Origin of the sequence: Streptomyces pyxinae, assembly GCF_024756275.1 — a bacterium.
GTDB classification, from domain to species: domain Bacteria; phylum Actinomycetota; class Actinomycetes; order Streptomycetales; family Streptomycetaceae; genus Streptomyces; species Streptomyces pyxinae.
The window spans coordinates 251381-264551 of record NZ_JANUGQ010000005.1 but is presented as its reverse complement, the minus strand read 5'-3'; the positions used below and the strand labels follow the sequence as shown (position 1 = coordinate 264551).

General features: G+C 73.7%; 12 protein-coding genes. 3 read left to right on the top strand and 9 right to left on the bottom strand.

The genetic code is table 11. The annotated features are described in order from the left end of the window. Positions 1-106: 106 nt before the first annotated feature. The gene (gene asnB, locus NX801_RS09015) at positions 107-1978 is read right to left on the bottom strand and encodes an asparagine synthase (glutamine-hydrolyzing) (protein ID WP_258786692.1); all 1872 of its coding nucleotides are present in this window, start codon (positions 1976-1978) and stop codon (positions 107-109) included. 17 nt (positions 1979-1995) lie between these two features. Beyond that, positions 1996-3099 carry a hypothetical protein gene (locus NX801_RS09010; protein ID WP_258786691.1) on the bottom strand — a complete coding sequence of 368 codons (1104 nt, stop codon included), beginning with the start codon at positions 3097-3099 and terminating at the stop codon, positions 1996-1998. Positions 3100-3242: 143 nt separating this feature from the next. Between NX801_RS09010 and NX801_RS09005 the strand changes: the two genes are divergently transcribed. Further along, complete coding sequence (locus NX801_RS09005) at positions 3243-3743, top strand: NUDIX domain-containing protein (RefSeq protein WP_258786690.1); 501 nt, start codon at positions 3243-3245, stop codon at positions 3741-3743. A 68-nt stretch (positions 3744-3811) separates the two neighbouring features. On the opposite strand, the gene NX801_RS09000 is transcribed toward NX801_RS09005, so the two are convergent. Further along, positions 3812-4852, bottom strand: coding sequence for a hypothetical protein (locus NX801_RS09000; RefSeq protein ID WP_258786689.1), 1041 nt, complete (start codon positions 4850-4852; stop codon positions 3812-3814). Between the two features lie 270 nt (positions 4853-5122). After that, positions 5123-5938, bottom strand: coding sequence for an SDR family NAD(P)-dependent oxidoreductase (locus NX801_RS08995; RefSeq protein ID WP_258786687.1), 816 nt, complete (start codon positions 5936-5938; stop codon positions 5123-5125). Positions 5939-6158: 220 nt separating this feature from the next. Here NX801_RS08995 and NX801_RS08990 point away from each other — a divergent pair, with 220 nt between their 5' ends. Both NX801_RS08990 and NX801_RS08985 read left to right on the top strand, forming a co-directional pair. After that, entirely contained in the window at positions 6159-6728 is a 570-nt protein-coding gene (locus NX801_RS08990; RefSeq protein ID WP_258786685.1) for a P-loop NTPase family protein, read from the top strand. Then, positions 6725-7753: an aminoglycoside phosphotransferase family protein gene (locus NX801_RS08985; RefSeq protein ID WP_258786684.1), complete on the top strand. Its 1029-nt coding sequence runs from the start codon at positions 6725-6727 to the stop codon at positions 7751-7753. Before NX801_RS08990 ends, NX801_RS08985 begins: the two co-directional genes overlap by 4 nt. Positions 7754-7804: 51 nt before the next feature. Here the strand turns inward: NX801_RS08985 and NX801_RS08980 are convergent, their stop codons facing one another. From NX801_RS08980 to NX801_RS08960, 5 genes are all read right to left on the bottom strand, one after another. Continuing rightward, positions 7805-8947 (bottom strand): P-loop NTPase family protein, encoded by a 1143-nt coding sequence (locus tag NX801_RS08980; protein WP_258786683.1) that lies wholly within the window; start codon positions 8945-8947, stop codon positions 7805-7807. Positions 8948-9041: 94 nt separating this feature from the next. After that, positions 9042-9851, bottom strand: coding sequence for a histidinol-phosphatase (locus NX801_RS08975; protein ID WP_258786682.1), 810 nt, complete (start codon positions 9849-9851; stop codon positions 9042-9044). Positions 9852-9855: 4 nt separating this feature from the next. Then, the gene (locus NX801_RS08970) at positions 9856-10779 is read right to left on the bottom strand and encodes an SDR family NAD(P)-dependent oxidoreductase (protein WP_258786681.1); all 924 of its coding nucleotides are present in this window, start codon (positions 10777-10779) and stop codon (positions 9856-9858) included. Next, complete coding sequence (locus NX801_RS08965; RefSeq protein WP_258786680.1) at positions 10776-11957, bottom strand: hypothetical protein; 1182 nt, start codon at positions 11955-11957, stop codon at positions 10776-10778. The genes NX801_RS08970 and NX801_RS08965 overlap by 4 nt, the downstream gene beginning before the upstream one ends. Beyond that, positions 11954-13144: a methionine adenosyltransferase gene (locus NX801_RS08960; protein ID WP_258786679.1), complete on the bottom strand. Its 1191-nt coding sequence runs from the start codon at positions 13142-13144 to the stop codon at positions 11954-11956. Before NX801_RS08960 ends, NX801_RS08965 begins: the two co-directional genes overlap by 4 nt. Positions 13145-13171 lie beyond the last annotated feature (27 nt).

Sequence of the window (13171 nt, the reverse complement as noted above, 5' to 3'; positions counted from 1 at the left end):
TATCTGAGGACCTGGGGAGTCGACGAGCTGACGAGCCCGGCGAGGGGGAGGGCGCGCGGGCTCCGTTCCGGGGCCCGCCCGCTGCCGGACCGTACCGCAGAACGACTCAGGGGAGGGACAGTTCCAGGACCATCAGTCCCCAGAGCAGCCGGGCGTGGTCCCGGCCGTCCGCGTGTTCGGTGAGCACGGCCCGTACCGCCTCCGCGTCCAGGATCCCGGCGGCACAGAGGCGGGGGCGGGCCAGCACGTCCATGACGAAGTCCCAGAGCTTGCCGCCCGGCCGCAGAAAGGCGCCGACCGGGAAGGTGAAGGGCTGCTTCGGCCGGTCCCGTACGGCCCTCGGGATCAGCGGCGCCCCGGCGTCCCACAGGATCCCCTTGCGCCGGGAGCCGGCCACCTTGAGGGCGTCCGGGGTGCCCCGGGCGAACCGGGTGACGGACGGCTGGCAGTAGGGCACCCGGCCCTCGACCGCGTGGGCCATCGCCAGCTGGTCGAGCTTGCGGAGATTGAGTCCGGGCAGCTTGTACGAGCGGTCGAACTCCAGCAGCTGTTCGAGCCGGGACGGGGCGGGACGGGCCAGCAGCCGGCGGGCCCGCTCGCGGCTGTTGGCACCGGAGTCGGCCAGGGCACGGAAACCGGGCGTGCAGAGCCGCCGGTACGCGTCGTACGGGAGCAGGGAGAGCCGGTCGAGATAGCGGTCCGCCCACGCGGTCCACGCCCTCCGGTCCGTCCGGCCGGCCGGGTCGGCCCTGTCCGTCCGGTCGGTCGGGTCAGTCGGGTCGGTCCGGTCGGGGTCGGGTGCCGCGAGGGCCGTGCTGTAGCGGCGGTAGCCGCCGAACTGTTCGTCGGCGCCGTCTCCGGTGAAGCAGACCCGGAACCCGGACCGGTGGATCTCCCGGAACAGGACGTACGCGCTGAGCGCGTGCGGGGTGGCGTTCGGGGTGCCGAGGGCCGCGACCATGGCCGGGATCAGCTCGGGCAGCTCGGCCTCCCGGATCTCGACCACTTCGAGCGGGATACCGGCGTGTGCGGCGGCCTCGCGCGCGTAGCTCTCCTCGTCGGTGGCGTGGCTGCCCTCGTGGGTGACGTGGAAGCCGGTGACATCGGGGCGGCGCCGGGCAAGCAGGGTGGCGAGGACCGCCGAGTCGAGGCCGCCGGACACCTGGACGGCCACCGGGGCGGTCTGGAGGGACATCTGCTCCACCTCCCGGGTGAGCAGCGCCCGGAGCCCCTCCGGGGTGTGCTCGGCGTCCGGCGGTCCGCCCGGCACTCCGCCCACCGACCCGGCCGGCTCCGCTCGCGGTGCCACGGGCGGGAGCGGCACCGGGGGGCGCCGTACGGTGAGCCGTTCGCCGTCGTGGACCAGCCCCTCCCCCGGGCCGAGGGTGGAGACTCCGGCGAGCCAGGACGAACCGGGCGGCAGGCACTGCCAGTTCAGATAGTGGTCGACGGCGAGCGGGTCCAGAGCGGACGGGGTGGAGCGGAGGGCGGTGAGCCCGGCCGGCTCGGAGGCGAAGACGACACCGGGCCCGTCGGCCGCGTAGTACAGGCTCTTGACGGCGAGCGGGTCGCACCAGAGCTTCAGCCGGGGCGCGCCGCGCAGATCCACCAGGGCGATCGCGTACATGCCGTCGAGCCGGTCGGTGAACCGGTCGCCGTGGAGTTCGTAGTACGGCACCAGGACCGACCCGTCCGAGTCGCCCGCCACCCGCACGCCGTGGGCGGCGAGTTCCTCCCGGATCGCCCGGAAGTTGTAGATCTCGCCGTTGAAGACCGCGTGGACGGAGCCGTCGGTGTTGGTGAACGGCTGCCGGCCGTGGGCCGGGTCCTGGATCGCCAGCCGGTTGCAGCCCAGGCCCCACCGGTCGCCGCGGACGGAGTGCTGCTGGTCCGGGCCGCCGGCGAGCTGGGCGTCCCTGGCGGCGTCCAGGGCGGTGGGGGCGAGATCGGCGCCGAAGTAGCCGTGGATCCGGCACACGGGAGTCCCTTCCTGGCTCAGGCGGACTTGTTGTTCTCCCCGGCGGGCGCCTCCCGGCCGGCGGCCCACTCCCGGAGCGGCAGGCGGTGCGGGGCCGGGCGCCGGGCGGTCAGGGCGGCGAGCAGTTCCCGCAGCGCCGGGACGTCCTCCTCGGCCTCCCGGGCCCGGAAGCAGTACTCGTTGGAGATCTCGGCGTTCCAGCTCATGGACTCGTGCAGCTCGGCCCTGAGCAGGCCCAGGAACTCCTGGCGGCCGACGAACGCCTCGGCCTCGTCGCGCACCCGGCGGATCTCCGCGAAGGCGAGGTCGATGAGGTCCAGCCATTCGAGGACGGCGTCCGCCGCGTGTTCCGGGCCCGCCACCCCGTAGGCGTTCAACCGGCGGAACGAGCCGGTCAGTTCGGAGAGCGGTTCGGGGAGCCGGGCGAGGAACCGGGCCAGGTATTTGGGATTGCGGTTGGTGTTGCCATGGGCGTGGGTCAGTCCCCGGAAGGTGTCGACTCCGAGCTTGCGGGCGGCGATCAGCGCGGACTCGTGATCACCTTGGGCCCACATGCCCGCCAGATCACGGAAGTCGGGGTAGCTGCCGATGGCGGTGCGGAAGGCGGTGTAGGCGATCTCCCCGGGCCGGATGTCGCTCGCGAGCTTCTCGAATCCGGCGGCGTTGGCCAGCGGAACGCCGTAGGTGAGCCGGGACAGCAGCCGGAAGTCCACGGCGGAGGCGGCGAAGCTGGAGGACTTCCGCGCCCGGCTTCGCATATGGGCGTAGAGCCGGCCGTGGGCCGCGAGCATGTCGGAGATCTCCCGGACCGTCCAGTACTCGACATCCACGCCGAGCAGGCTGTCCGGCAGATAGTCGAAGCTCGCCCGCACCCGGTCGCCGCTGGTGTAGTACCGCATGTGGTCGGCGCGCGGGAAGGTGTCGCGGTGGAACCGCTCGTCCTTCTCCGGTGCGATGACGGCGAAGTCGAAGTCCGACGAGGGGGTGCCGGATCCGTCCACCAGCGAGCCGGAGAGCAGAAGGATGTCACCGTCGGCGAGATGGATCCTGGCGAGCACCTCCGCCTCGTCGAACTCGTCCAGGCCGTTGACCGCCGCGAGGTGTGCGCGGAAGGACTGCATGCCGGTTCCGGTCCTCTCTCTCATCGATCGTCACCGATCATCGACCATCGGTCTTGCGGGTCTTACGGGTGTGCCGAACGCGGGAGGTACGGGGGCGTTCCGGTGGGCCGGAGTTCGGTCACGCCGCCGGGTAGCGTGACCGGATGACCTCGCTGAGACTCCGGTATTCCGTACGCGCGCTCGTCCTGGACGGGGCGGACCACCGCCTGCTGCTCTGCCGCTTCGTACTGCGCCAGGAGACGGGGACACGGGCGCTGTGGGCCGCGCCGGGCGGTGGGGTGGAGCCGGGTGAGACCCCGCTCGCCGCGCTCCGGCGGGAGTTGCGCGAGGAGGTGGGGCTGACCGTCGCGGGCGAGCCGCCGCACGTCTGGCACCAGGAGGTGGCCGATGCCACCATCGCCCCGGGGCACGACGGGGTGGTCAACGACTACTACCTGGTCCGCACCGCCTCCTTCACCCCGTGCGCGGAGCTCTCGGCGGCGGAGCTGGCCGCCGAGAACATCGCCGGAACCCGCTGGTGGCCGGCCCGGGAGATCGCGGACTACCGGGGACCCGACCTCTTCTCGCCGCGTGACCTCGGTACGCCGCTGCTGGCGCTGCTCGCCGGGGGGACGCCGGACCGGCCGGTGACGCTCGGCCGGTGAGGCGGCGGCCCGGGGATCGGAGCCCGGTGCCACCGGGGCCGCCAGGGCCGGCGCTGCCGCCGGGACCGTCATGAAGCCGGGATCCCGGCCGCGCGGAGGTGGGCGGCGAGGCGGCCCGCCTGGCGGCGCGCGTCGTGGAACTCGTACCGGAAGCGGAAGGTGGGCAGCGCGGTCAGGGCGGCCCGGGTGCGCCGGAGGCCGGCGGGCTCGGGCCGGTGGCCGAAGATGTTGAGGTGCTTGTTGGGCAGGTCCAGCACATGCCGGTCGAGCAGCCCGGCCCGCTCGTCCGGTGGTACGGCGGCCACCCCGGCCTCCTCGGGGCGGTCCGCGAGGCTCAGGTGCACCAGGGCGTCGACCCCGGTGGCGCGGCCCACCTTGGTGTGCAGCAACTCGGCGTACTCCCAGGGATAGATGAGCGCCGTGCCGTGCTTCTCCACGCCCGACTCCCGGAGGCTGGGCAGCGTCTCGTTGGCCGGGTGGGACAGCGAGGCGAGCACCTCCCCGGCACGCTCCCGGCCGAACAGCAGGTCCAGGGTGTCGAGCCGTACCGAGATGGAGCGCGGCCAGCCGGTGCCCAGCACCCCGCTCCCGTCGGGCCCGGCCGTGAGACTCACATCGTCGTTGCACACCATGACGCCCGAACCGCTCAGCACTCCGGCCATGATGAGCGAGGTCTTGCCCGCCCGGCTGCCGCCGACCAGGGCCACTCCGAGGCCGTCGAGCTGGATCAGACCGGCGTGCAGGAACAGCACCCCCTGCCGGGCCGCCGCCGAGCGGTGCACCGCCCGGGTGGCCCGCAGCAGGGACTGGGCGGCCCACGCCTCGCCCTCGGGCGCGAGGTGGAAGAGGTGCCGGCGGGCGTGGTCGACCGCGTACTCCACCGCCGTCTCGCCCTGGGCGGTGACCGTCTCCGGTACGGTTCCGTCCGGCGGCGCGGTACCGGCGTAGACCTGCCAGTCCCCGGGGTCCGGGGGGCCGCCGGGAGCCACCGTGAGGTACGGGCTCGCGAGCCGTTCGATGTGCTCCGCCACGGACGGCGCGCACACCAGTCCGGTCTCCGCGAAGTGTGAGCGTACGGTGTACCGGCGCGTCGGGCCGCTCGGTGCCATGGCGGTCTCACCCCCGTGTCCAAGTCCGGTACGGAAAAGGGCCCCTGTACGGCTCCGCCGCAGGCGCCGCCCCCGGTCGAGCGGGGCCCCGGGTCCCGGGCCGGCCGGGCGGCGGCGCGGTGTGGAACGCGGGCTGCCGGGCCGCCCGGCTCAGCATGGCAAGGCGAACGTCCGCTGTCCGGGCCGATTCCGCACCACGGAACGGCGATCGGCGGTGGGACGTCCCCGAAGCCGACGCCTCTCCCCGGACGGCGGCCCCGGGACCTCCGTTCAGTGGTCGCCGGGCCGCGCGCGGCCGGCGGCGGGGGGCTCGTCGGTGACCAGTGGGCCCCGGGTGTCCCAGCCCAGTTCGGCGGTGCCCCGGAAGAACCTGCCGTTGGTCCGCGTGGCGGGCAGGGCGAGCAGCCGCACCAGGTCGTCGGCGGCGGGCCCCGGTGGATGCGGGGCGGCCCCGGTGCCCATGCCGGTCCTGATCCAGCCGGGGCAGTACGAGAAGGCGGACAGCTCGCCCGCTCCGGCGGCGAAGTGCCGGGAGACCGACAACACCAGGGAGTTGACCGCCAGCTTGGACGACCGGTAGGCGAACGAGGCCCCGTCGGCGTCCTGGAGCCGGCCCATCCCGGACGAGACGCAGACCACCCGGCCGGTGCCCCGCGCGAGCATGCGCGGCACCCACTCCAGCACCACCCGTGCGGTGCCGAAGAAGTTGACCTCGAAGGTCTGGCGCAGATCGTCCATGGTGAGGGCGAGCAGGTCGCCGTAACCGGCCCGGGGGTCGTCGAGATAGACCCCGGCGTTGGCGATCAGTACGTCGACTTCAGTGGACTCCCCGGGCTCCCCGGCGTCCCCGGACTCTCCGAGTTCCCCGGACTCTCCGGTCTTCCCGGCCTTCCCGGCGTCCCGGGCGGTGAACAGCCCGTCCGGGAGCGGCAGCCGCAGATCGGCCGTACGGTAGACGTCCACCGCGTCGTGTCCCGGCGCGGCGGCCAGTCCCACTCCCAGCACGCGATAGCCTGCGGCCTTGAGGGCGCGGCACAGCTCCGCGCCCAGACCACGGGAGACACCGGTCACCAGGGCGGTCGGCATGCCGGGAAGCGTATCCGGCCCCCAGGGATCTGTCTGCGGTGCGCGGCCGCGCCTGACCGTGGGTTCCTTGGAGCAACCCGGCCTCGTTGTAGGGTGATTGGCCACGGAACATCGATCGTCGGTCGGCCGGTCGTCGGTTCGCCGGTGGCCGGTCGTCGGTTCGTCGGTGGCCGGACGTCGGTCGTCGGTTCGTCGGTCGTCAGGAGAGGGAGGCTGTGGGATGCGCGGGCACCGGCTGCTGGTCACCGGGGCGAGCGGGGCGGGCAGTACGACGCTGGGGCGCGCCCTCGCCACTCTCCGCGCGGTGCCGCACGCGGACGTGGACGACTACCTCTGGCTGCCCACCTCGCCGCCGTACACCCACAAGCGCCCGGTACCGGACCGCCTGGCACTGATGCGCGCGCTGTTCGTGCCGCGCGACGCCTGGGTGCTCTCCGGCACGCTGCGCGGCTGGGGCGACAGTGTCATCGCGGAGACCGACGCGGTGGTCTTCCTCACCGTGGACACCACCACCCGGATGGAGCGGCTGCTGCGCCGGGAGGTGGTCCGGTACGGCGAGACCATCGAGCACGGCGGGAGCCACGCGGAAGCCCACCGGGACTTCATGGAGTGGGCACACGGCTACGAGGACACCGAGGTGCCGGGCCGCCGGGCCAAGGACGAACGCTGGCTCGCCGGGCTCGGCCACCCGGTGCTGCGGCTGGACAGCGGCCGGCCGCTGGAGGAGCTGGTCACCGAAGTGACCGGCTGGCTCGACGGGGTGGCGGCGCGGGGCGGCCGGCCGTCATGAGCGACGGCCCGCGGATATCCGTGCGGCAGGCGGTGGAGCCGGTCGCGGCGGGCGCGGCCGAGGAGTTGGCGGGCCGGGGGCTCAACTCCTCCTATCGGGTGGTCCGGGGCGGCCTGTCGTACGCCGTGAAGGTGCACTGCGCCGAACACTCCTCGGAGACCGAGGCCCGTCGCATCCGGTCGGTGGACGTGGCACTGCGCGGGGCGCCCTGGTATCCGCCGGTGCTGGATCTGGGGACGGTCCGGATGGCGGGGCGGCCCCGGCTGGTGGTGGTGCGGCCCTATGTCCCGGGCGTGCCCGCGCAGGACGCCCGGACCCATATACCGGAGGTCGTGGCGGTCCTCGGGGAGCTGGCGGCGCGGGCGGGCGGCCCGGCGGCCGGGGCGGTGGCGGAGGAGCTGGTCGGGGACTACGCCACACCGTGGACGGACGACGCGGGGCGGGAGCGCGCCGCCACCGCACGGCTGCTGACCGGCGAGTGGCGGGAGCTCGGCCGGACCGTGGACCGGCGCCTCGACGAGCTGTCGGCGAGCGCCGTGCGACTGACCCGGGCGGACGCCACGGTGCTCCACCACGGCGATCTGCACGGCCGGAACCTCATCGCGGACGGCCCCGGCCGGCTGACCGTCATCGACTGGGACGAGGCGGGCCTCTCGCGCCGGCCGGCCGACGCGGGGAAGGCGCTCTGGCTCTCCTGCCGCCTCGGCCGGGGCGACTTCGTCCTGGACCCCGGGGCGGTCCGGTCCTACCTCGGGCTGCTGCACTCGCGGCTGGGGATCCCGTACGCGACCGCCCCGGAGCTGGCCCGGCTCGGCGCCCTGTGGTTCCTGCCCCGGCACCGGCATGTGGAGCTGCTGGCCGGGCGCGACCCCGCCCTGGCCCCCTGGTATCTCGGCTGGGTCGGGCGGTTCTGGGCGCGGTTCGGGCGGAATCTGGAGCTGATCGCCGGGGTGGCGGCGGAGGGTCCGGAGCCGGGTTCGGGTTCCGCCGAGTATCCGGTGGCGGGCGGGCCGGAAAGCGGTTGACCGGACGGGCACCACCCGGGCACCGCTCGCCGGGAGGGACCGGCACCGCGGTCACCTCCGGACGGCGGCCCGGAAGTCGTCGGCCAGCGCGGTCACATCGGCCGCGCCGCCGAGGACACAGCGCAGCACCGGGAGCTTGGCCAGGTGCTCCAGGAAGCCGTCGACCGAGGGCGGCTCGGCCCGGTGACGGACCGGGACGTCCAGCCAGTCCTCGCCGTACAGGTTGTCGTCCAGCGAGAAACAGTTGCGCCGGATCACCTCGGCGGCGTGACCGGGGGTAGCGGGGCCGAAGGAGTACCCGGCCGTACGGTCCACCCGGGGCAGGATCACCCCGGCGAGCGGGGCACGCGGCACGACCCGCACCCCGAGATGGCGGCTGACCTCCTGGGAGCTGAGCTTCAGTTTGTCCTCGCCCTGGAACTGGTCCCAGTCCGAGCCCGGCGCCGGGAAGCCGGCCCGTACCGACCAGGAGGCGTAGTCCGTGACGCCCATGACGTCGAGCGAGCCCTTGTTGATGGCGAGCGGCAGCGGGCAGGCCGTCACCTCGTACCCTTCGGGCAGCGGATCGAGATGCATCCGGTCGTTGCCCATCCACCCGCCGCCGGACAGCAGCCGGGCCAGGGCGATGGCCGTGGTGGACTTGCCCGCCCCGGAGTCCCCGACGACCAGGTGGGCACCGCCGTCGTGGACGAACGCGGAGGAGTGCAGCACCAGGGAACCTGCCGCCTTGGCGACCCTGGTGGCCACGTCCCGGACGATCCGGGTCAGCCACCGGTCGCCCAGGCCCGTCGGGGGCCGGACCAGGGTGAGCCGGCCCTCGGTACGGACGGCGGCGGCGACCTCCTCGGAGTTCACGTCCCGCAGGACGAAGACGCTCCGGGCGCCGGTGTCGTAGCGGGGCAGCCGATAGCCCCGGGTCAGCTCGTAGTCACCCCGTTCGGCGCCGGTGGCGGCCTCCTGGAGCAGGGCCTCGACGGCGGCCGGCTCCTGGACCAGATCGACCACGGTGAGGGCCGGATCAGGCGCCGGGAGTGTCTCGGTCACGCCGAGCATGCCCGGCGGGCAGAAGGTCTCCCGCACCAGTTCGTCGGCACCGGCGGAGACGGTCACGGTGCGCACCCGCTGGTCCCGCACCCGGAGGTGCCGGATGTGGGCGCCGGCGGGGTCACCGGTGGTGAGATCGCTGACACGCATGAGGGCTCCAGGGTGGGAGGTCGTGAAGTCGCTTGCGGGGAGAAGGGGTTCGGGACTCGGCCTTCGAGGTGCGGGGTGCGCGGTTCCGGGCGGGTCAGGCGAACGGGACGGTCCTGGCCTCTCCCCGGCGGAACACCGTCCAGCCGCGGAAGCCGATCCCGTCGAGCACCTTGACCACCTCCGGGTACTGGTCGCAGACGCGCTCGGGGACATGGGCGTCGGAGGCGAAGGTGATCGGGACGCCGAAGTGGTGGGCACGTTCGAGGAGTTCGGGCTCCGGGTACCAGCCACCGCACATCTTGGTCGAGCCCGAGGTGTTGATCTCCAGGACGGCCCCGGAGTCCCGGATGGCCACCAGCATCTCGTCGGCGGCGGCCGGTGCGGGCACGGCGGCCAGCCGGGGGAAGTTGCCCTTGAGGGCGTCCACATGGCCCATGACATGGAAGAGCCCGGTCCGGGCGCACTCCGCGACCGACCGGAAGAACCGTGCCTTGACGGCCGGCAGTTCGTCCTCGGTGACGGCCTCCCAGCGGGTGACGTCGAAGATGTCCTTACCCTCGAACATATGGACGGAGCCGATCACATAGTCCAGCGGATAGCGGCTCAGCTCCCGGGCGTAGGGCTCCGTCCTGCCGGGGAGGAAGTCGGCCTCGGTGGAGACCAGGATCTCGATGGCCCCGGCGAACTCCTCCTTGAGCGCGAGCGCTTCGGAGATGTAGGCGGGGAACTCGGACTTGGGCATCGCCACCCGGGGCAGCGCGTGGTCCTCCTCGGCGGCGAACATCGGCGTGTGGTCGGAGAGCCCGAGCACCCGGACCCCCTTGTCCATCGCGGCCGTCACATAGTCGCGCAGCGAGCCGGTCGCGTGGCCGCAGCGTTCGTGCTGGGTATGCAGGTCGATCATAGGGTCACACCGCCAGATAGCCGCCGTCGATGGGAAGATCGGTGCCGGTGATGAAACTGGCCTCGGACGACAGCAGAAACGCGATCGGCGCCGCGATCTCGGCCGGGTCCGCGAACCGTTTGAGCAGGAACTTACCGCCGTGCTCGGGGGCGGCCTCGGCGGCTGCCCGGTCGAGGCCGAGGGCCTCCCGGTGGTACCGCTCGTTGTTGGCGTTCCACACCGTCCCGGGGCTCACCGAGTTCACCCGGACGCCCCGGGGGGCCAGTTCCTCGGCGGTGCAGCGGGTGAAGCCGAGGACGGCCGCCTTGCCGGTGTTGTAGGTCAGATAGCCGCGCTGGGCGATGTGCGCGGAGATCGAGGCCATGTTGACGATCGCCGCCCCGGCGCCGTCTTCCGGCAGACCGGCGGTGAACTCCCGGATGACCAGCGAGAGTCCGACGATGGTGGGGTCGAGCGCGGCGTGCCACTCCGCCGGGGTCGCCTCCAGCCCCCGGAAGACGAAACCGGCGGCCAGGTTCACCAGCAGGGTGGGCGCCGGCCAGTCGGCCGGAAGCTCCGCGAAGGCCGCCGCCACCGCCCGCTCGTCGGTCACATCGCCGAGCGCCAGCCGTACGTCGTGTCCCCGCCGCCGCCAGGCCGCGACGGCGGCCCGGCCGTGCTCGGCGCTGCGGTCGTAGACCAGCACCCGGCAGCCCTCGGCGCACAGCCGCTCGGTGACCGCCGCCCCGATGCCCTGGGCCCCGCCGGTGACCACGGCGGTCCGGCCGGCCAGTCCGCGCAGGCCGTACGGCCCGTGCGGCCACCGCGACGGGCGCACGTCATCTGTCTCCCGCGATCCCTGCGGCTCGGGCGAACCCTGCGGCAGTCCCAGCGCTTCCGGCACTTCGGTCACGAGCGGTACGTCCGGCTCCTCCGGGGCCCCGGTCATGCCGTCACCGTCCGCGCTCCGGTGGTCCACCGCACCACCCGCTCCAGCACCGCGTCCCGGGCCAGGTGCTCGGTGGCGCCGTGCGGGGAGACCGTCTCCCCCGGGTCCGCCGACTCCCCCGGATCGGCCGGCAGGCCGGGGTCGGTGGCCAGCGGGGCCGCCGTCGCCGGGGGTACCCCGCGCGCGGCCAGCGACCGGCCGAAGGGGGTGGCCCCGGTGTCCCGCCCGTCCTGGGCGGCGAAGTACCGCCACACCTGGAACATCGCCTCCAGATGGCCGGCCGACAGATGGACGCCGTTACGGCCCTCGGAGAGCGGGATGCCCTGGGCGCGGGCCAGGGTGCCGAGGGAGCCGCGCAGCGAGTCCGGGTGGGCGGAGTCCGGGTGCAGCGCGCCCAGGACCTCGGTGCGCAGCCCGGCGATCTCGCGGTCGGCGTGGCACTCCAGCAGCCCGACGAGGCCCTCCGGCGCGGTGTAGCCGGCGGCCAGGGCCGGCAGAAAGCCGTTCAGGACCACGACCGGCCGCCCGTTCACCTCGGTCGGGGAGGCGTACGACCCCGAGCCCAGCTTGTGGATGCCCGCCTCCCGGCAGCGCTCCTCCAGCGTCCGGGGCGTCAGCTCCGGCTCATGGGCCATCGCCTCGTACGCGCCGAGCACGCTGTCGCCGTACCCGCCGTACCCGCCGTACCCGCCGTATCCGCCGAACGGACCGTTGTCGCCGTACCCGCCGGACGGACCGTTGTCGCCGTACCCGCCGGACGGACCGTCGCCGTCGCCCGAACCGCCGGACGGGCGCGGGGCGCCGTCCCCCCAGGGGTGCGGCAGCCCGCGCAGGGACCGGCGGGCGCGGGTGTCCAGCGCCGGGACGCCGTCGGCCGCGACCCGGTGCAGCCGCGGGTAGTGCAGCAGCAGCCGGCCCCGCCCGGCGAACTCGGGCGCCGGCAGCACCGCGCCCCGCAGCACCCGCACCCCGTGCCGGCCGAGCGCCGTCACCACGGCCGCGAGCGCCTCGGCGGCGCCGGGTCCGGTCATCACCTCGGGCTTGACCAGGACGGCGACGTGGCTGCCGTGCTCCGGCACCGGCTCCGGCTCCGGCCCGCTGTCCTGCCGCCGGCCGGTGGCCCGGGCCCCGGTGACCAGGGACCGTACCCGCTCGGCGGTCACCCCGGAACCGGTCACCACAGCGTGATGCCCTGCTCGATCAGCTCCGCCGTCAGCTCGCCCGAGCCGGCGACGGCGGCCTCCACCAGCGCGCGTACCGCTGTCTCGTCGGCGTCCGGGGAGGTCACCACCACCTCGTCGGGGCGCTCCAGCGGCGCCTCCTTGGAGGTGAAGATGTGCACCTGGGCCGGTCCGCCGGAGGTCTCGTGCACCTGGCGGGCCAGCCGCATGGCCATGACGTTGTAGATCTTGCCGGTGTGGTCGAGCGGATTCTTGCCGGCCGGGGCCTCGATGCTCATCGGCCGCATGGGGGTGATGAGGCCGTTGACCCGGTTGCCCCGGCCTACCACCCCCACGTCCCCGGTGTCCGCCACCGAGCCGAGCGCGGTGAGATAGGGGCGGCCGTTGCGGTCGGTGGCGTTCATCAGCATCCGCAGATCCCGCAGCCCCGACGAGGCGGCGAACTCCTCCAGTTCCTTCTGGATCTCCGCCTTGCGGGAGAGATAGTGGTCCATGGAGTCGATGCGGGCGGCGAGGAAGGGCATGTTGACGACCAGGCTGAAGGCGTCGTCCCGCCGGCTGCCGAACACCTTGACGTCCCAGCCGGTGTCCGGGTGGCGCGCCTTGAAATCCGGGCCGTTGATCAGGTTCTCCAGGCCCAGTACGGCACTCTCCAGCCGGGACAGCGGGGCGTAACCGTGCAGCAGATTGGTGTCGTTGGAGACCAAGCCGCCCGAGCGTGGCGCGACCAGGTCGGCGGCGGACGCCGGCTGGTAGCGCGACACCCCGCGCCCGGAGCCCTGGTGGTCCACCACGGCCGGCTCCACCACCAGATGCCGGTCGGCGTCGAAGCCGGTGGTCACCTCCGCCAGCACATCGGCGGCGGCGCGGAACATCAGCTCGCGCACCGGGATCTCGGTGGCGCCCACCCGGAAGGCGGCCTTGCCGAACACCATCACCCGGTAGGGCGCGGTGAGTTCGCCGCGCCCGTAGTCGGTGTCCGCGCCCCCGCCGTACAGCGTCACCTTGTCGAACCAGTGGTGGGCCACCCCGCCGAACTCCCGGAGACAGTGCAGCGCGTAGTAGCGGGACATGCGCTCCGCGATGGCGTCGCACATGGTGTCCGGATGGCCCACCCCCTTGCGCTCGACCAGTTCGTAGGGCAGGTCCTCGACCGACCGGAACTCCCGTTGTATCGACAGCATCGACCGTCTCTCTCGTTGGTGGACCGG